At 46.0% G+C, this 18,605-nt stretch carries 13 protein-coding genes, 2 tRNA genes and 1 pseudogene; 7 read left to right on the plus strand and 9 right to left on the minus strand.

Annotation, left to right across the window (positions count from 1 at the left end):
• Positions 1–426 (plus strand): annotated as a pseudogene (locus E6C74_RS19060) (NADP-dependent phosphogluconate dehydrogenase); the annotation flags it as partial.
• A 59-nt stretch (positions 427–485) separates the two neighbouring features.
• Here E6C74_RS19060 and idi read toward each other — a convergent pair.
• From idi to E6C74_RS19080, 4 genes are all read right to left on the minus strand, one after another.
• A complete protein-coding gene (idi, locus tag E6C74_RS19065; RefSeq protein ID WP_136487634.1) occupies positions 486–1,037 on the minus strand; it encodes an isopentenyl-diphosphate Delta-isomerase in 552 nt (183 codons plus the stop codon).
• A gap of 171 nt (positions 1,038–1,208) precedes the next feature.
• The gene (locus E6C74_RS19070) at positions 1,209–1,445 is read right to left on the minus strand and encodes a non-oxidative hydroxyarylic acid decarboxylases subunit D (RefSeq protein ID WP_136487635.1); all 237 of its coding nucleotides are present in this window, start codon (positions 1,443–1,445) and stop codon (positions 1,209–1,211) included.
• Entirely contained in the window at positions 1,445–2,884 is a 1,440-nt protein-coding gene (locus tag E6C74_RS19075; protein ID WP_136487636.1) for a non-oxidative hydroxyarylic acid decarboxylases subunit C, read from the minus strand. The genes E6C74_RS19070 and E6C74_RS19075 overlap by 1 nt, the downstream gene beginning before the upstream one ends.
• Positions 2,885–2,906: 22 nt before the next feature.
• Positions 2,907–3,488 carry a non-oxidative hydroxyarylic acid decarboxylases subunit B gene (locus E6C74_RS19080; protein WP_136487637.1) on the minus strand — a complete coding sequence of 194 codons (582 nt, stop codon included), beginning with the start codon at positions 3,486–3,488 and terminating at the stop codon, positions 2,907–2,909.
• 203 nt (positions 3,489–3,691) lie between these two features.
• Between E6C74_RS19080 and E6C74_RS19085 the strand changes: the two genes are divergently transcribed.
• A complete protein-coding gene (locus E6C74_RS19085; RefSeq protein ID WP_136487638.1) occupies positions 3,692–4,129 on the plus strand; it encodes a MarR family transcriptional regulator in 438 nt (145 codons plus the stop codon).
• Here the strand turns inward: E6C74_RS19085 and E6C74_RS19090 are convergent.
• A complete protein-coding gene (locus tag E6C74_RS19090; RefSeq protein WP_136487639.1) occupies positions 4,113–4,496 on the minus strand; it encodes a hypothetical protein in 384 nt (127 codons plus the stop codon). The genes E6C74_RS19085 and E6C74_RS19090 overlap by 17 nt on opposite strands.
• Positions 4,497–5,108: 612 nt before the next feature.
• Here E6C74_RS19090 and E6C74_RS19095 point away from each other — a divergent pair.
• Entirely contained in the window at positions 5,109–5,888 is a 780-nt protein-coding gene (locus E6C74_RS19095; protein WP_136487640.1) for a DsbA family protein, read from the plus strand.
• A 1,167-nt stretch (positions 5,889–7,055) separates the two neighbouring features.
• A complete protein-coding gene (locus E6C74_RS19100; RefSeq protein WP_136487641.1) occupies positions 7,056–10,109 on the plus strand; it encodes an NEW3 domain-containing protein in 3,054 nt (1,017 codons plus the stop codon).
• Between the two features lie 156 nt (positions 10,110–10,265).
• Here E6C74_RS19100 and E6C74_RS19105 read toward each other — a convergent pair whose 3' ends face one another.
• Positions 10,266–12,587 (minus strand): hypothetical protein, encoded by a 2,322-nt coding sequence (locus tag E6C74_RS19105; RefSeq protein WP_136487642.1) that lies wholly within the window; start codon positions 12,585–12,587, stop codon positions 10,266–10,268.
• Positions 12,588–13,331: 744 nt separating this feature from the next.
• Between E6C74_RS19105 and E6C74_RS19115 the strand changes: the two genes are divergently transcribed.
• Together E6C74_RS19115 and E6C74_RS19120 are read left to right on the plus strand one after the other, a co-directional pair.
• Positions 13,332–13,418: transfer RNA gene (locus tag E6C74_RS19115), tRNA-Leu, on the plus strand.
• Positions 13,419–13,447: 29 nt separating this feature from the next.
• Positions 13,448–13,521 (plus strand) — tRNA-Cys (locus tag E6C74_RS19120).
• Positions 13,522–13,666: 145 nt separating this feature from the next.
• Here E6C74_RS19120 and E6C74_RS19125 read toward each other — a convergent pair.
• The 3 genes from E6C74_RS19125 to E6C74_RS19135 all read right to left on the minus strand — a co-directional run bounded on the left by E6C74_RS19125 (position 13,667) and on the right by E6C74_RS19135 (position 17,684).
• Positions 13,667–15,271, minus strand: coding sequence for a BCCT family transporter (locus E6C74_RS19125; protein ID WP_136487644.1), 1,605 nt, complete (start codon positions 15,269–15,271; stop codon positions 13,667–13,669).
• A 543-nt stretch (positions 15,272–15,814) separates the two neighbouring features.
• Positions 15,815–16,009, minus strand: coding sequence for a hypothetical protein (locus E6C74_RS19130; protein ID WP_136487645.1), 195 nt, complete (start codon positions 16,007–16,009; stop codon positions 15,815–15,817).
• Positions 16,010–16,469: 460 nt separating this feature from the next.
• Positions 16,470–17,684 (minus strand): winged helix-turn-helix domain-containing protein, encoded by a 1,215-nt coding sequence (locus E6C74_RS19135; RefSeq protein WP_136487646.1) that lies wholly within the window; start codon positions 17,682–17,684, stop codon positions 16,470–16,472.
• A gap of 121 nt (positions 17,685–17,805) precedes the next feature.
• Here E6C74_RS19135 and E6C74_RS19140 point away from each other — a divergent pair, with 121 nt between their 5' ends.
• Complete coding sequence (locus tag E6C74_RS19140; protein WP_136487647.1) at positions 17,806–18,333, plus strand: hypothetical protein; 528 nt, start codon at positions 17,806–17,808, stop codon at positions 18,331–18,333.
• The last annotated feature ends 272 nt before the right edge of the window (positions 18,334–18,605 follow it).

Below are 18,605 nucleotides of genomic sequence, written 5' to 3' on the forward strand. Positions count from 1 at the left end.
GAAGCGTCAAACGAAAACGGCTGGGATCTGAACTACGGTAACGTCGCTCTGATGTGGCGTGGCGGTTGTATCATCCGCTCTGCGTTCCTGGGCAACATCCGTGACGCTTACGAAAACAATGCGCAGCTGGCTTTCCTGGGCTCAGATGACTACTTCAAAAACATCCTGACCGGCAGTCTGGCAGCATGGCGTAAAGTGGCAGCGAAATCGCTGGAAGCTGGCATCCCGATGCCATGTACTACTTCAGCGCTGACGTTCCTGGACGGCTACACCACGGCTCGTCTGCCAGCGAACCTGCTGCAGGCGCAACGTGACTACTTCGGTGCGCACACTTATGAGCGTACTGACCGTGCACGCGGTGAGTTTTTCCACACCAACTGGACCGGTATTGGTGGTGACACAGCGTCAACCACATACGACGTATAACGCCATACCGATGGGTTTGGTGATATGTACACACAGCCCGCGATGCGGGCTGTTTGCGTTCAGGCCATCAAACCTTGTTTGAGATGGGCGACCAAATCACGATGGCTGAGCTGCTCACGCATCCATGGGCTGAAAGCAAACGGCGCTGTTTGCACGCTTTGCAGCAAGTCATCAAAGTCGATCCAGGCGTAATCGGCGACTTCACTGGCTCTTGGTGCCAGCTCTGAGGTTAAACGTGCCTGAAATACAGGGCAAAATTCATTTTCGACCACGCCACTGCTGTCTTTGGCGTAGTACTGAAAATCTTCACAGACGCTGCGAATGTCAGCTATTTTGGCCCCGAGCTCATACTCGGCACGGCGATGCAGTGCGTCACTGAATACTTCGTCCGGCAGCGGGTGACCACAAAATGAGTTGGTCCAGACCCCGGGCCAGGCCACTTTATCGAGTGAACGGCGAGTCAGCAGAACCTGACCTTGGTCATTAAACAAATAACAGGAAAACGCCAGGTGCAGTGGCGTGTTTTCATCGTGGATGCCGGCTTTGTCGGCCGTGCCAATGGGTTGATAATTACTGTCAAGTAACACAACCTGCTCAGTCGTTGATGTCATAAGACCTCACTTTTGCCATCATTTGCATGACAGGCGAATACGATGGGAAATACAGGCAAAAAAGTCGCTAGATAAAGGGTAGTCAGATAAGCCTGGAATGCCGAATTGAAAATGCCAGTCTGTACAGACTGGCATAAAGGACAGTTAGGATAATCGCTCTTAATGACCGAATCAACGCTCAGATTCAGGTAGCAGCGGCGGAATCGATGGCACCATAGGCGCATTATCAATGTCCGTCTGAGTCATTTTAAACTCTTCCGGGTAGAGAGCCGGGTCAGTACGACGAGCGGGCTCTGTGGAACGCCAGGTATACAGGCAGCGTTGACACTGGAACACTTCCCAAACATCAGGGACGGGTGATTTTGCAAGTATTTCAACGTGGTCTTCACCACAGCGAGGACATACCATTATTTATGCTCCTGTTTCTGTTGTGCCAGCATTTCAGTCAGTTTATTGATCCACTCTTTAGTTTCCGGCAGGTCTTTCACCGGCTGGCTGTAATGGCCACGGGTATCCGGCGCGACAGGGGTGGTGGCATCAATGATCATTTTGTCGGTGATACCGGCGGGTGATGAGCCCGGGTCTAGCTCCAGCACTGACATGTTTGGTAACTGCACCAGATCGCCAGCCGGGTTCACTTTGGACGACATCGCCCACATCACTTGTTGCAGATCGAACGGGTCCACATCTTCATCGACCATGATCACCATTTTCACGTAGCCCAAGCCATGCGGCGTGGTCATCGCTCGCAGTCCGACCGCCCGGGCGAAGCCGCCATAGCGTTTCTTGGTTGAGATAATGGCCAGCAGACCGTGGGTGTACATCGCATTCACAGCTTGTACTTCAGGGAATTCAGCTTTGAGCTGTTGATATAAAGGTACACAAGTTGCCGGCCCCATCAGGTAGTCGATTTCTGTCCATGGCATACCCAGGTACAGCGACTCGAAGATGGGCTTAGTGCGGTACGACACTTTATCGATACGCACAACCGTCATGTTACGACCGCCGGAGTAGTGACCGGTAAACTCACCAAACGGGCCTTCAATTTCACGGACACGACTTTCGATCACACCTTCCAGCACCACTTCTGAGCCCCAGGGCACATCAAAGCCGGTCAGCGGCGCGGTAGCGATCGGATAAGGCTTCTCACGCAGTGCGCCGGCCATTTCATATTCGGACTGATCGTATTGCAGCGGCGTCGCACCCATCAGAGTGATCATCGGGTCGTTACCCAGGGTGATCGCCACCGGCAGATCCTGACCGCGCTCTTCGGCTTTGTTTAGGTGAATCGCAATATCGTGCATAGGCACAGGTTGCAGGCCAAGTTTACGCTTGCCTTTTACTTCCATGCGGTAGATACCGACATTCTGCTTACCGAAATTATCCGGGTCAGTCGGATCGCGCGAAACGGTGCAGGCTTTATCCAGGTAGAAACCACCGTCGCCATCATTGAGGCGGAACAGCGGCAGAATATCAAACAGATTGATATCATCACCGTCAACGCTATTTTCTGCCCATGGCGGGTTGTCACGACGTTCCGGTGCGACAGGGAATTTATCCCAGCGACGGACAAATTCGGCGATCTGCTCACTGACCGGTGTTTTTGGTGGCAGATTCATTGAAATGGCGTGGTTCTGCCATGAGCCAATGGTGTTCATTACGACACGAGCATCGGTAAAACCTTCGATATTGTCGAACCACAAAGCCGGGGCGCCGTCACCGATACGGCCAGTGGCATTTGCTGCTGCGGCGATGTCCGGTTCGGCTTTTACTTGTTCAGAGATTCTTAATAGCTGTCCATGTGCTTCTAATGATTGCAGAAAACTGCGTAAATCATCGTATGCCATAGTCTTTCTCCTTAGCGGTGTATTAGTCTAAATTTTGTGCGTGTGCGATGCCTTCCCAGCGTTTAGCTTGGGGGTAATCGAGATCAAACTGGTCGAGCACTCGGGTGACGATATGATGCTGCACATCTTCAATACTTTTCGGATGGTTGTACCAGGCAGGCATTGGCGGCACGAAAGAGACCCCTTTTTGTGCCAGAGCCAGCATGTTTTCCAGATGAATTGTGCTAAGCGGGGTTTCACGAGGCACCAGCACCAGTTTGCGGTTCTCCTTGATCACCACATCGGCGGCGCGGCCAACCAGTCCTTCTGAGTAACCGGCGCGAATACCGGCCAGGGTTTTCATACTGCAAGGAATAATGATCATGCCGTCGGTCTTAAATGATCCGGATGAAATCTTCGCTGCTTGGTCTGATGAACTGTAAGTGACGTCAGCTAATGCACTGATATCGCGGGCAGTGTATGCAGTTTCTAACTCGATCGTGGCCTTGGCCCAACGTGACATCACTAAGTGAGTTTCTACGTCCGGTATTTGTTGCAAGGCTTGTAAAAGTGTGACGGCTAAAGGAGCGCCTGTCGCGCCCGTGATTCCAACGATCAGTTTCATAAATGGTCTCTCAAATATTTTGTTCGTGTACGAACGATATGGTTAATCTATGCCTTTGGGAGATGGAATGCAATAGCAGAACAATAAAAAGTTCGTGTACGAACTTTTTGGTTTTTATATGTTGCTGAAAATTGGTAAAAAATAGTTTTTTGTAAGTTATGGTATAATGGCACTGTAATATCTGAATAAGAATTGAGAAATTTATGCAATCCAAATTAGGTCATATTGCCTTCCATCTGATGCGAAAACTCATGCAAGAGCATACGGCCAGCTGGCAGAGTGCTGTCGAAGGCCTTACCAAGCCACAATACGCAGTGATGTTTGCTGTTGCAGAAAAACCTGGGATTGAACAGTCTGAGCTGATGGAGCCGTCGGTATCGACCAAGGCTACGCTGGCAGAAATTTTGGCTCGCCTCGAAAAGCGCGAGCTGATCTTTCGTAAGCAGGGAGAAATCGACAAAAGACGCCGCTTTGTCTATTTGACTGAACAGGGCATGGCGGTATTCGAGCAGGCAAAAGCAAGTGCGAGCCAGGTCGACGACCACTTTCTGTCACGCATGCCGACTGAAGATCAACAAGAGTTTATCCGTTTGATGAAATGTATGACAGAGCAAAGCTCACCACTTAAATCGAATCAATAAAATCATTCAGTAGTTCTTCAACCAGAGACTGGATAACGCGAATATGCTCTTTACCAGCGTTATTAATATGAATCCCGCAACTGACGCTGACGACACAATTTAACTTTGAAGCCAGTGACTGTGCGACATGATGCGCCAGCAGTTCTTCTTTGTGTCCCTGTACACATATCACTGATGTCGATGCGCTGACTTTTTTTGGATCCTCAAGGCTGGCTCTGGGCTGAGCCAGCGCCGTCGCACCAATGTGCGCTTGATCACCACCGTATATCGCGACCATTAAGTCTCGACCGACGTGCAGTACGGTCATATTCACTTCAATACCACTTTGTTGTTGAGTAAAAGAATAGCAGACATGTTGCTGAGCCATAATGAGTCAAATCCTGTGTAATGTGATGGAGAGTCCTGGTGGTATCCGATATTTACTATTTATCAATTGGATGAGGATACCAGTCCAGAACCTATATTCAAAAGAGTGCTTATTTAGACTACGACCGGGTGGACTACCTGTAAATAGTCTCACTTCAGTTGCGGCATAAAGTTTTTATTTAAATCATCTTTTTACTCTTCTCTACTTTGTTGAATTATTGAATTACATCATTTTTGATATTGCTGCACAGATTCGGATTAGTACGCATGCAGAGTGAAGAAGTAATCTATTAAATTAAATTCATATTATTTATGCAACTATAACCCCGACAGTTAACTCTCAAAATTGACTAATAGCCTATGCTTAACAATACTCTTGTTGTTGTTTTAAATAAGTGTCTAGCAAACAATAACTTAAAATTAAGTTAAGTTACTAAATAGCATCATAAAAGTAACGAATGCACTAAGTTTTACAGACTAATGTTGATATGAAGTATAGAAAGTCAGCGCAAGTTTTATAGCATTTCACGCTTAATTTTTTCCAGGTACAGGTTATAACCGACAGAAGTATCGGCACATCATATTCACTATGTTTAATAGTGGGGGACTAAAAATGGTACGGCATAGCATAAAATTTTTTGCTTCTTTATCCGTGTTACTGTTTGTCTTCGGCTGTCAGCCAAAGCAAGACGAGCAGATGAAATCGGAGATGGAGCAGCTAAAACAGCAAATAACGCAGTTAACAGAAGATGTGAAAAAGATAACTGACAATGTAGAGAAAATAGATAAGGTGGTATTTAAGCCTAAATATCAAACTCTACCCAATCAAGATAATGTTTTTTCAGATGAGAAAACTCCGAGTTTAGGTAGCAGTGACGCTAAAATTGCGATCGTTGAGTTCTCCGATTTTCAATGCCCATACTGTAAGCGTTTCTCTGACAATACCTTTGGTCAGTTAAAAACAAATTATATTGATACCGGTAAAGTCAAGTATATTGCCCGTGATTTCCCTTTGAGTTTCCACCCTCAGGCTAAGGGGGCAGCGGTTGCTGCATTGTGTAGTTTCCAGCAGGATGCTTACTGGCCAATGCGTGCTTTGTTGTTCAATAATGTTAAGCAGTTGGGGAATGATCTGTATCAACAGTCTGCTTCTGAGTTAGAGCTGGATAAGGAGAAATTTGATAATTGCCTTTCTGATCAAGAGGTAATGAAAAAAGTAGAGCAGGATATGGCACTGGGGAGTTCATTGGGGGTACGAGGAACGCCAAGCTTTCTGATTGGTAAAGTTGCAAACGGTCAACTGATAGAACCTCAGTTAGTTGTCGGGGCGCAGCAGTATGCCGTATTTGCTGAGTTACTCGATAGCTTGGATGATACAGCCAAAAAAGAATAAACACAAAACCAGAGTAAGGCAGCCTTTCAAGGCTGCTTTTTTTTGTCTTTATTAAATATATTAATTTAATTACCTACTGTTAGTTTAATATATTAATTGTTTTTAGTATTAGTGGTTGTTATTAAGATGGAATTAAAAATAATCTTTCACCTTTGTGTTAAATTACATTTTACACCTGTCTTTATTATATTGCTTTATAATTAATAGTATGAAAACCCATAGACGATGAATTACCTAAGCTAGTATGCAACCAATAACCTATTTTTAAGCGGGGTTATGTTTATTTTATGTTAATGAGATGATCCACAAGTCATAAAGTTGACGAATAGATTTTTGTGTCAAATTAACGTCATCATTTCCCCATCTCTATGATTATTAATATTTAGATGACAAAGAAAAGAGGTCAACACTCGAGCTGTTGTTCTAATTTTATATGATTTTATAAAATGCATAAATTAACATTTTATTATCTGTTCTATCTTAATGATTTATGTGGTTTTTTACCTTATTGACATTTTCATGAATAAATTTGGTTGAATTTTAATCTGTTCGTTTGGTAGTATTCTTTCCGAATTAAAACGCTGGTTGTATGGTTGGGGGCAATTCAATGTCTCTGATGAGGTTAAGTGTTTAACCTGTTTTATATCAATGCCATGCTCAGTAAATCATATTAAATGGAAAGGCGGGAAGTTGTTTTTGACAGTTTTTCGTTGAATTTAATTTAATATTTTATTGGAGTCAGTAAGTTATGAAAAATTTACTAACAGCCAGGCATAGAGGGATGTGGATGATATATGTACTTACGTTTATAGCGTTTGTATGCATTTAGAATAAATAAATTTCAATGAACATAGAGGCAAGTTCGCAGCACTTTTAGAGTGCTCGTTGTGTCGCCCCTGTTTAGAAACACACGGTATCTGCTGTTATGCCGCTCTTGTGTTTCCCGAAACTAATGCGTTTTACCTTAACTCAATGTCTGCGTGCCAGGCATGACTCATTGTGTTTGGTATGCTGGTTAAGTGTTAAAAAGTATTTAAATTCAAAATGTTAAATTAAATTTCGTTGCTGAAATATGGACGCTTTTTAGCTTGTCCACAGGCTTGGTGTTTGTGTGAACTAAGGCTTTCATATCCGGCATTAATTATTAAATCCTGAGAAACTAAAAGTATGTTTAATCTCCATTTTAATTTCCGTGATGACGCTGTGCGCAGCAGTAAGCAAGCATCCGCACTGTTACTCGGTGCTTTTTCTTTGTTGTTTATCGTTCCCTTCGCCAGCGCTTCTCAGGTACATCAAGATCATGGCTTAAGCCACAGCCATTATGAAGATTTGTCTGGTCAGAATTACGGCCAGCAGATCGCTCAACAAAATCGCTTGCAAGCAAAAGCTGAAACTCAGGCATTGGTCGATTCGCTGAACACTTACCGTAGCGCTGACAAAGCCGATAAAAAGTCGGCGCTCAATCAGATGGTTAGCCTGGCTAAACAGCGTGAAGACTATTTAAAGCAACTGATGGAATCCGATCCTGCGGCTGTGGCCGGCGCGGTGTTGACTGCTGCCGAACGGCAGCAGATGCCTGATGCTGTCTCGCAATATCTGGAGCAAAAAAAGACTCTGGATGGCGAGCTGGAAGTTTTCTATGAAGATTACGAAGATCACAGTAAAAGCCGTCTGCGTCATATTTTGAAAACGGCCAATGGTCGTATTGAGTTGCACATGGCTGAAAAGTCAGCAGTGCAGTCGTTTTCTAGTGGGGAAAAAGTTCGTGCCCATGGCTGGAGATTTGATAATAGCGAGGAAAGCACCAATTCATTGGTACTTGAAAACGATCCTGAAGCATTAGCTTTGTTGGCACAGGACGGAACGTCAACAACGGGAAGTTCCGCATCCACAAACACTTTTGGTGAACAGCGTACTTTGGTGATGCTGATTAACTTCCAGGACAATATTCAGGAACCCTGGACTGCGCAAGAAACGCAAGATTTGGTTTTCGGGCCTGTCAGTGACTATTACAAAGAGAACTCTGATGGTCGCACTTGGCTAACCGGGGATGTTGTCGGGTATTATACGTTGCCGATTGCTTCGACGTGTGATTCCTGGGATATCTATGTCAATGCTAAACAGATGGCCGAAGATAGTGGTGTCGATGTAAGTCGTTATCAACGTTTAGTCTACATCTTCCCTAAGAACAGCAGCTGTGGCTGGACCGGAATGGGGACTCTGGGGGGAACTCAGACGCGTGCTTATATCAATGGCTCTTTTACCATGAATACTATTGGTCATGAATTGGGGCATAATTTCGGTCTATATCATGCTGAATATCTTGATTGTAAAAATGAAATCATAGGAGAGGGCTGTTTAGCGATTACCTACGGCGACACATTGGACATTATGGGCGCATACGGTGTTGAAGGTCATTTTAATGCATTTAACAAAGAACAATTGGGATGGTTGTCTACCGATTCGGGTGACATTGTAGAAGCTGACACCGAAGCTAGCTACATTATCGAACCATTAGAGACTACTCTGAGCGATTCTGCTAAAGGAATTAAGATTCCGCGTGGAGTTGATCCTGAAACCGGTCAGCAGCAATGGTATTACGTTGAATATCGTCAGGCGATTGGATTTGATAGTTTTCTCAGTACTAAGCCGGGTGTAACGAATGGTGTGGTGATACACCGTTCACCGGAGTCAAGTACGCGCGGTAGCCAACTATTGGATATGACGCCACAAAGTAGCCTGTTTGATCTGGATGATGCCGCTCTTTTGACCGGAAATAGTTTTACTGATTCCGATGCTGGGATCACAATTACCACTGAATGGGCCGATAGTACTGGCGCTAGTGTGCACGTGAGCTTTACCCAAGCGACGTGCTCATCATCGAGCCCTGGCGTCTCTGTCGTTGCAAACCAAAGCTCGGTATTGGCAGGTGATACGGCAAGTTATAGCGTAACTGTCGTCAATAACGATAGTGATAGTTGTGCAGCAACCAATTACAACGTGTCCGCCGAGGTTCCGGATGGTTGGCTAAGCACCAGTTCGGTTGTTTCTCTGGCTGCCGGAGCAACTGAGACAGTGACGCTAAATGTTACCCCATCAGATAAGGTGGCAGAAGGAAGCTATAGTCTTTCCTTTACTGCCGTCAATGGCTCTGACAGTCGTGATATAGGGAGCGCAGTCGCTAATCTCACCATTGATGCTCCTGTTGAACAATGTGTACCGGGCAATCCAGTGTTGTCTTTGACTGCCAGTCAAACAGGAGCGGTTGCAGCTGGAACGACGGTGAGTTATACCGCAACAGTAACGAACAAAGACAGCATGAGCTGCGAGTCTTCAACGGTAGATGTAATTGCAAATGTGCCGAATGGGTGGACGGCAGACAGCCGTAGCGTAGCACTTGCTCCGGGCCAGTCCGCTTCAGTCAATCTGAGCGTGACGTCATCGGATACCGCATCTGAGGGTGTCTACCCAGTCGATGTGTATACGTATAACACCGCAGATATTGCCTATAACAGTAGTGCTGAGAGTAGTTATATCGTCGCAGCGCCCGAAGCTCTGTGTGTAGAAGCTGCACCACGTATCTCGGTTGCATCGGTCAGTGGCGAGGTAACAGCAGGTAGCACGGTGACTTACAATGTGACTGTAACTAATCAGAATAGTACCGATTGCGAAGCGACAAGCTACAGTGTGTCTGCTCAGGTCCCGTCGGGATGGAGTAGCACTCATGGTATCATTTCACTGGCTTCAGGCCAGAGTAGCACCATGCAAATCGCGGTAACCTCTGCTACCCATGCCGCCGATGGAACTTATAACATCGCAGTACTTGCGCAAAGTGCGACCGACAGCAGTGTTGTCAGCAAGAGTTCACTAAGTTATGTCGTTGTGAATTCGGTCAATAACGCGCCTGTGGCAGTATATGACAGCGTATTATTGTTAGCTAAAGATCCGACATTGATTAACGTATTAGGCAACGACAGTGATCCGGATGGTGATACATTGCGCATCAGTGGAGTGACTCAAGGAGCTAAGGGCTCGGTTGACATCACCGCTAGCGGACAACTGCTGTATACACCAGCGAAGAACTTTAAGGGCAGTGATAGTTTCACTTATACCATTACAGACGGTGAGAAAACCGCGACTGCTACGGTATCGATAGGGATGGACAGCTCGACATCAAGTAATTCCGGGCCAAGCAATAACAGTGGTAAAGGTAAAAAATGATGTCATCGCAGGGTTGGATTAATCCTGTTTGTCGAATGATTGATTGATGATATTGATGAGAAAAAGGCGATGATAGGTATCATCGCCTTTTTGTTTCCTGTGAAAGTCTTAACAGGTCAATGTCAGCGCACTCGCTCGATTTGTCGTGATTTCAGACTATGGAGCTAATGCTGGCTCGTTGGTTACGATTTGAATACCAACAGAGCTGCTTTCGATGTTGCCCTCGTCATCAGAGACCTGAATATCAAGGTCGTTCAGCAGGTTGATACTTCCATCGGCAGGATCAAAGCCTGGGAGTAGTTTGAGTGTAAATGCACATTCATACACGTCTCCTGGGATCAGTACTGTACCTGTGGTACAGAAGTCTGGTGCGACGACTGCATCATAACTGCTCATTGCGGCGTTATTTTCTATCACAAAACTAGAACCGTCGGTTGAACCGTCGAGGACGGGTACACCATCGAAGTTCATAGTGATAATGGTAATATTGTCCACGTTACCGTTTACAATACGAACAAACGCTGTCGCTTTCATGGCAAACTCTGGGGTTAACTGCAGAGGCAGATCCAAGAAAGTAACCATTGCGTCGTCATCATCCGATACCATCAGGCCGTCTTCGTCTGTACCGTAAATGGTTGCGACGTTAACGTGTTCATCACCTGCATTACCTTGCAGTTGCAGTGTAATGGTACAGCTATCGGATTGTCCTGGACTGAGTGTAACAGGAAGAGCCGAACATTGACTGGTCAGATCGCCGAATTTATCATCGTCCAACTTATCAAAAGTCACGTCATCAACCGTAGGGTTACCCATGCTATCCACAGTTTTGACACTGAAGGTAAAGGTATATTCTACGTCGCGATAGACAGTAGGATCGTCGCCGGTCTCATCCACTGAGGTTGGGTTGGCCTCTTTGATTAATTCAACCACAGATGGGACGTCGCGAATAGAGACGGTCCATGAGTCTGAGTGCATCGCCTCGTCACTCTCATTGTCAATTGCAACGGCTTTAACGACGTTAGTAACGGATTCGCCTTGATCTCCTCCCACATATTGCGTGAAAGTACAGGTGTAAGCATTCATAGCACCGTTAACTATGTAACCGCCAGTGGCACAAGTACCTATACCATCGAGGTCTTGAACAACAGCACCAATGGTGTCGGTCAGAGTAGTCAGTTGTACTGGTGAGTCAAAGTCTTGGGAGGTATTGGTGACGGTTACAGTGTAAGTCACATTCGCACCGGGTTCCAAAACCTCGTCGGTATTCGCTGTTTTTACGACGGTAATCGTTGGTGGAATATTAGTAACCTGAACGGTTCTCTCCACACTACAATGTTCGCCGGCAGCAGAAGTCCCAACCCCCGCAGGACAGGTTTCACCGTTGGTCACCGCATCACCATTTTTATCTTGCATAGTGACTTTGACTACGTCTTTGTACAATTCCGGGCTCTGATCATCTGGCAGATCGGTATCCACAATATGGACTGTAAATTGACAGCTGTAGGTACCACTAGGTGCTATTTCTAGCAAAGGTGAACCCACTGTACAGTTCGTCTCGGTCAGATAGACACCGTCACCGCCAGGTGAGGATGTCGCACCCCATAAATTCAGCGTTTTATCGTAGCTGCCATCACCGTTGATATCGATTTCATCTGTAACGGAGCTTAGATACAGGGATGTCTGACTGTTAGGGTTGGTGAAGCTGAGGTTAAATGTGTATGTACCACCTGGCTCTGAGCGAGTCGTTGGGTTGCCTTCACTTTTCACAATGACTGGTGGTGTAGGTTTGATGAATACGTCGATGTTAAACGTATCACAGTTACATTTAGATTTGGTATTTGGAATCTGACCAGGGTATGGGTCTTCAGCCAGTGTACAGTTGTCTCGCTCGATGTTATCCCACGCAGCACAATAGGTGAAATCGGCACGATTATCACCGTCTTCATCCGCACAGAGCATGGTGATTGTTTCATTTTCCAGTACGTAGGTGTCTTCGCCCGCGGCTTTACTGATATCACCACAGACGTCGCCATCAAGTTCAACGTCAGCAGAATAACCGCTGTCACCTGGTATCGGCAGAATCATACTACAGTTATCACCGCCATCCTGAACAACCTGTGGGCTGTCTTCCGTTAATGGCAGATAAAAGGTGGTGTCATAACGCTCATTTGCGTTGGTACGAATTGTCACATCTGCATTAAATGAAAATACTTGTCCTGGTGTACATTCTTCGTTCGGATTTGTTGGCGTGACCTGAGTTATCTCAACATCATTCGCGGTACAGTTCAGTGCATCCTGAGGAAGCGAGTTGCCTGGTTTCATTAGATATGCATCAGCCATACAGGCGACCGCATCCAAATTTGGATAAGCTCCGGCACTTGCTGGCGCAGACTTCATTAACCCATACAGGGCCGCCGTACTCATCAACGCAATACTGAGTATTCTGATAAGTCGGCTGTGTATTAAGCGTTCCATCATTTACCTTCTTTCTCATTTGAAAATTGATAAAAGGGCTCTTTGAATGTTCGATATTCCGTCTGACCGTTAATGTCAGTGCAGATACCGGACAAGCTAACTCCTATGCCCTTTGTCCTAAGGCAACGGCCCAGTGTGATTGCTGATCACTTATGTCTATAGGGGAGTTGCCAACTGAACACTTTGTGAGCAAGAAATGAACCAAGAGTTATCTCTTTGATTTTCAATGAGTATTATTAATCTTATGGTGTAGATATACAGGTGGGTGAACACATTGTTAACAAATATGTCATTATTTATTGTTGAAAATAATAGAATATGAATTGGAAATTCATAAGGTTAAGGGAAAGCTAAACCAAGTGTAAGCCCCCTTACGGTTAAGTTTACAGTTGGACACTTTTGGTTTTTGGTGGAGCCCACGTATGGTTTTTGGTACAGCCTATGTTCTTAGTGCATGCGTGGATATCATCATTGGCTCAGGAGCATGAGTTATCTGCGCCTAAAGGCTTGTCGTGAAGAGGGGCTATTTTCTGACACTGTTTTGATTCAGAGTCCGGGCGACGTAAAGAAAGCGATGTCTTGTTATCCATATTGTGCGTTAAATAATCCCATTGGCACGTTTGTTGTTCAGTCAGTTGATAAATATCAAATTTCTTGTTGACCTGAAAACTCAATCCGTTAAAGTACACCTCGTTCTCACGGCACAGGTCGTCAGAACAGATGGTGTGACCATCGCTTGATTGAGTTGCCCTGGTGGTGAAATTGGTAGACACAAGGGATTTAAAATCCCTCGACTTTCGAGTTGTGCCGGTTCAAGTCCGGCCCGGGGCACCATCAATCAACTTATCACCATCTACTATTGAGGCGCGTTGGCAGAGTGGCCATGCAGCGGATTGCAAATCCGTGGACCTCGGTTCGACTCCGGGACGCGCCTCCATTCTCTTCTTTATTGTGAGAACGACATGACCAGCATAAAGCTGGTTTTTTTGTATCTGGCGTTCAGTAACCGCTACGAGCTTCCATGAAAAAGGCCAGCATAAGCTGACCTTGATCTGTTTGTGTGTTTCCATTGGTATCGCGTATTAAGATTTAACCGCAATGGCTTGGCTATCGTAGACATGATACTCAGAGCGCAGTCCCTTCACTAAGCTTACACACATTACCAGTAGCACGATACTGAACGGCAGAGCAGTCGCAACCACACCCGATTGCAATGCTTGCAGTGCTTCCTTGCCGCCAACCCAAAGCATCACCGCCGCGATTGCGCCTTCGACGCTCGCCCAGAAAATACGTTGCGGTACCGGGGCATCGATTTTACCGCCGGCGGTAATGCTATCGATGACCAGTGAGCCTGAATCTGATGAGGTAATAAAGAAAATCAGGATCAGTACGACAGAGATAATCGAGATTGCCGTACCATATGGCAGTTGTTCGTAAACCTGGAACAAGGTCAGCGAGATATCGGTCAGACCATTGGCTCCCAGTTCACCCACTTTGTTAGCGACCTGATCCAGCGCAATACCACCATAAATAGCCATCCAGAGCAGCGTCAGCAGAGTAGGGACAAAAATCACCGCAAACAGGAACTCACGCACGGTACGACCGCGAGAAACGCGGGCGATGAACATGCCGACAAATGGTGACCATGAGATCCACCACGCCCAGTAGAACACAGTCCAGCCGTGCATCCATACTTCATCATCACGGCCATACGGGTAGCTCAGTGGAAGAATATGTTCAACATAAGCTTTCAAGGTGAAAGGAATGGACTCTACAGTCAGATTGAAGGTCACAGCAACAATGAATACCAACAGTGCGAAGGCGAACACCATGTTGACGTTACTCAATACTTTAACGCCGCCATCGATGCCGCGAATAACGGAAATAATCGCAATCAAAGTGACGAACACGATGACCGACAGCTGCATACCGATCCCGCCATCGGTACCAAACACGTAGTTCATACCGCTGGTGGCCTGCTGAGCCCCCAGGCCTAATGAGGTTGCAAGACCAAACAGAGTTGCCAGTACCGCCATAATATCAATCGCATGCCCTGTCCAACCCCAGGCACGATCGCCCAGTACCGGATAAAAAACGCTGCGCAGAGACAGAGGTAAGCCTTTATTAAATGCAAAGAAAGCTAAGGCCAGTGCAACAATCGCATACATTGCCCAACCGTGAATTCCCCAGTGGAACATGGTCGCCCCCATCGCAAGAGATTTTGCTTCCGGGGTGTTTGGGGTCACATTAAACGGTGTACCCCACCAGTCGGTATAATATGCGGTTGGCTCAGCCACACTCCAGAACAGCAGACCGATACCCATACCGGCGGCAAATAACATCGAAAACCAGGATGCACGGGAGTGATCCGGTGTTGCTTCTTTGCCGCCGATACGGATCCTACCTAAAGGAGAGATCATGATGATGAAGGTAAAGAGGACGAAAAAGTTGGCGACCCACATAAACAGCGAATCAAACTGTTCGATGATGCCATTTTTCAAAGTGTTTAATGACTCTTTAGCGGTTTCCGGTCCGACAAGTAATAGTGTGGCCAGGAAAACAATAATGAGGCCAGCGCTGATGCCAAAAACTGGGTTATGTACATCAAAGCCCCATTTTTGAACATTGTCCTGACCGACCTGATAGTCAGTGGTTTCTATACTGTATTTTTTTAAAGCATCTTCCATAAAGATCAACTCAAATTGTTTTGTGTTCAATGTATGGTAAGCCAGTCCGTTTGGCTAAGACCTACATATAATTAACTAAATAGTTAGTGCACAAATGAAAATTCATGGCTGAAATTGTAGCCTTATCGTGTTGTGTAAGTCAAATTTGGTGATTTTATGCTGAGTTTTCTCCAGATTAGACGGCTTTTATGTTGGTTTAAAGTATTGTATACGAAACATTAGTCTTCATTGTACTGAGCCGTGTTAGCAGACTGCATGCATTATTGACCGTTAGGTCGGAACTCATCATTCGTGACCGCTTGCGTACTAGGCTGTCCTAAAGGTTGAAGAGGTTATCGTACTGAGTAACGAGTAGTGGGTGATTGTCTCAATGCGACATTATTGTCTTCCAAATAACGCAAATGCCTTCCAGTTCAAGGAATTGTGTGTCAAACCACAAAAAAGGTGGGTCAGCGAATGGCGTTGTCTAAAGTGCAGACTACTTAAATATAAAAAATCAGGGCCGTGGCGGCCCTGACAGAAGTGATGGAACACTAAAACTCATTACCAACCTCGGCAGACAGGCTCGTCCATACATGGTTCATCACCTTCACGGCCTTGATCTGATGTGGTGACCACGACGCTATTTAGCAGTCCGGTTGATGATTGATTGGGTTGAGCGACAGCAATACTGGCTCCGAAACTAGAAATCACCAGTGCAACTGCCAGAACTAATGCTTTTAAACTTATACTTTTCATGATCTTATCTCCTAGATTCTCGCGACCTTAGCGCGTCGCGTTTTCATTACACGCCTTAATGACAGGTGATAAAAACGTCTAAGTGAATCAAATACCGGTTGGTAAAAGCTTTGATACAGTCCTGCCGAAAAGCTGCTCATTCGTACGGAGCAAATATTGATCCAGATCATAATTGATTGAAAATCCTTAAAAGGGAGAATGGACGCTTTGTCCACGTTACAACTTGGGATGTGACACGTTGTGTACAGACCGGGAAACAATATGTAGGCGATTCTTTTGAAATAATCTTATTGTATATATAGTTAGGATAAATGCTTTTAGACTCTCAAAGGTGTAACACCTGTAACATTAGCAAGTGACAGATGTTACACCTTTGCGGTGAGTGACAATCAATGAACTGCTGATTAAATAACCGAGTGATGAAAGAAAAGGACTGAAGGGGGAGCTGTGATAACGAGATTCAGTTTTCAGTAAGGTCAGAGTCGATGTTCAGGCGGTAACCGATGCCTCTGACGGTTTCTATCATTTTTGACTGCGCTGCCAGTTTACGCCGCAGTGAAACGATAATGGTGTCGACGACGTTACTTGCTCCTTCGTAATGAATTCCCCACACCTGTTCCAGTAAGGCCTTTCTGCTGACCACATTGCCCTGATGAGTCATTAACACAGCAAGAACGCCATTTTCTAATGGTGTTAAATCGACTTTGTTTCCAGCCAACTGCAGTTGCCGCTGAGCCGGTATAAACCAGGTGAGTGGGGCGGCGTTATTTTGTTTCACCCAAAGCCGGGATCGATACTGCAGGCGTTTGTAGCGATGCGGATCCCTGGCCTGCAAATGAGAGTGAATCAGTTGGGCAATAACCGGTGAAAGGGAGAGTCCTTCGTGATGGTGCTCAATAGCCCAGTGCCGGTTTAACTGATGATAATCGCAGGGGCCGAGTTTGTTTTCGCTGATGTATGCCAAACCAGGCTCACTCATGTGCGGTACAAAGGTGAATAGCTCCAGATTCTTCAGGATGGCGATATCCTCCCGGTTGGGAAAGAAATAGTTGATGAGCAGATGAATCAGTTCAAAACAATCGTTGGGCGCCGGGTTATCAGGGTTAAACACGCTGGCATTAGCGCAAAGAATATTGAGTACTGCCGGATGGCCGTGTGCTAACTGCTGAATGTGTCCCGCAATCGGTTGCGATACATTTAGTGAAGTGATGTAGTGATGGGCATTCCGACTGGTCAGTGGTTGCAGAGTGAGGCTGTGAAAATGGTAGTTGAACGGTTTGGCTGTCATCCAGCTCATGTCGGGTCGTGACCGGCCTGCAATGATTACCTTCCCCGGCGGTAATGCGGCTTGGTAAGTTGCTTGTCTAATCCAGGGTTCGAGTTCAGGCGTACAATCGATGTGATCAACGATCAGCACAAAACTGAGCGTGGTTTGACGGAGTAACGCCGCCAGTTTAGTTTTCAACGTCTTGGTCGTGTTATGGCTTTGCAGTTCTGTATGGCAGTCAATAACGTGGCAGGAGGCAGGGCAGTGGCGAGCAAACTCCGTCAGTAACGTTGTCTTCCCGACGCCTTTCATGCCATGGATAAATACGATGTCACTTTGTAAAGAATTCAGACAATTCTGAAGCGAGCGGAGCTCTTGCTGCCGGCTCGCTAAACGCTCATCAGCCATGGTTTTCCGCCCGTTGAACTGGGTTTAGCGGCATCTCATCAAAATCTCATGAAATTACCATCAATAGATTTATCAATAGCGCTTAAGTTTATTGATGTAAAGCGAGTGAGGAGGAACTCCGATGAGATTAACTCAGTTATCGGCATGTGCGCTGGCTGTGATTGCTTTCTCTGCGTCGGCTGATATGGATGAAAAAATCCAGCGGGCAGAAAGCGCCGCACACAGTGATTTAAGCTCAATGGCAACGATTGTCGATACGGATGGCAGCGTGCTTAGAGAAGGGAACCATTGGCACTGTATGCCGGGCATTCCGGTGATGGCAGGCGACACTCATCCCATGTGTAATGATCCGGTATGGAGCGCTTTGCTACAGGCTGCGGCGAAAGGAGAACCGTTTGAAACGGACAAAATCGGCTTCTCATACATGATGCAAGGCGACGCCATGGTCAGTAACGCAAGCCCGGCAGCGACCGACCCGAATGATGGTGGTGTGTGGGTTAAAGAAGGCCCCCACATTATGATCGTCGGGCCTAAATCAATGTTAGAGGGCATCAGTGATGATCCATATAACGGCGGTCCTTATGTGATGTGGAAGGACACACCCTATGCGCACATCATGGTGCCACTGGATAACAAAACGAAACCTTAAGTAGTATAAGCAAGTCTGGTTCAGGGAGTATTGGGTTGCCGTCTGGCAACCCAATTTTTTGTATTGAACCTTTTTTTGTATTGAATCTTGATGCGTTGAATCAATCTGGCTGGCTTGTATAGCCCAACGGCGACTTGTTGTAATTTTCCAACTCTGAAAGCAAAGGTGCAGAGAAATCGGCGCGAACCGGATACGGGTTACCTTTACACATCAGTTGTTGAACAGTTGTTAACTTCTTATCTACCCCTTTGGGGTAGTTCAATTCTGTAATT

The organism is Vibrio sp. H11, assembly GCF_004804295.1.
Lineage (GTDB): Bacteria > Pseudomonadota > Gammaproteobacteria > Enterobacterales > Vibrionaceae > Vibrio > Vibrio ostreae.

Coding starts and splice junctions, on each gene's coding strand:
- E6C74_RS19135 (WP_136487646.1), bottom strand. CDS start 17,684: ATGGCTGATGAGCGTTTAGCGAGCCGGCAGCAAGAGCTCCGCTCGCTT.
- E6C74_RS19140 (WP_136487647.1), top strand. CDS start 17,806: ATGAGATTAACTCAGTTATCGGCATGTGCGCTGGCTGTGATTGCTTTC.
- E6C74_RS19070 (WP_136487635.1), bottom strand. CDS start 1,445: ATGGTATGTCCTCGCTGTGGTGAAGACCACGTTGAAATACTTGCAAAA.
- E6C74_RS19130 (WP_136487645.1), bottom strand. CDS start 16,009: ATGAAAAGTATAAGTTTAAAAGCATTAGTTCTGGCAGTTGCACTGGTG.
- E6C74_RS19085 (WP_136487638.1), top strand. CDS start 3,692: ATGCAATCCAAATTAGGTCATATTGCCTTCCATCTGATGCGAAAACTC.
- E6C74_RS19105 (WP_136487642.1), bottom strand. CDS start 12,587: ATGATGGAACGCTTAATACACAGCCGACTTATCAGAATACTCAGTATT.
- E6C74_RS19125 (WP_136487644.1), bottom strand. CDS start 15,271: ATGGAAGATGCTTTAAAAAAATACAGTATAGAAACCACTGACTATCAG.
- E6C74_RS19095 (WP_136487640.1), top strand. CDS start 5,109: ATGGTACGGCATAGCATAAAATTTTTTGCTTCTTTATCCGTGTTACTG.
- E6C74_RS19100 (WP_136487641.1), top strand. CDS start 7,056: ATGTTTAATCTCCATTTTAATTTCCGTGATGACGCTGTGCGCAGCAGT.
- idi (WP_136487634.1), bottom strand. CDS start 1,037: ATGACATCAACGACTGAGCAGGTTGTGTTACTTGACAGTAATTATCAA.
- E6C74_RS19090 (WP_136487639.1), bottom strand. CDS start 4,496: ATGGCTCAGCAACATGTCTGCTATTCTTTTACTCAACAACAAAGTGGT.
- E6C74_RS19080 (WP_136487637.1), bottom strand. CDS start 3,488: ATGAAACTGATCGTTGGAATCACGGGCGCGACAGGCGCTCCTTTAGCC.
- E6C74_RS19075 (WP_136487636.1), bottom strand. CDS start 2,884: ATGGCATACGATGATTTACGCAGTTTTCTGCAATCATTAGAAGCACAT.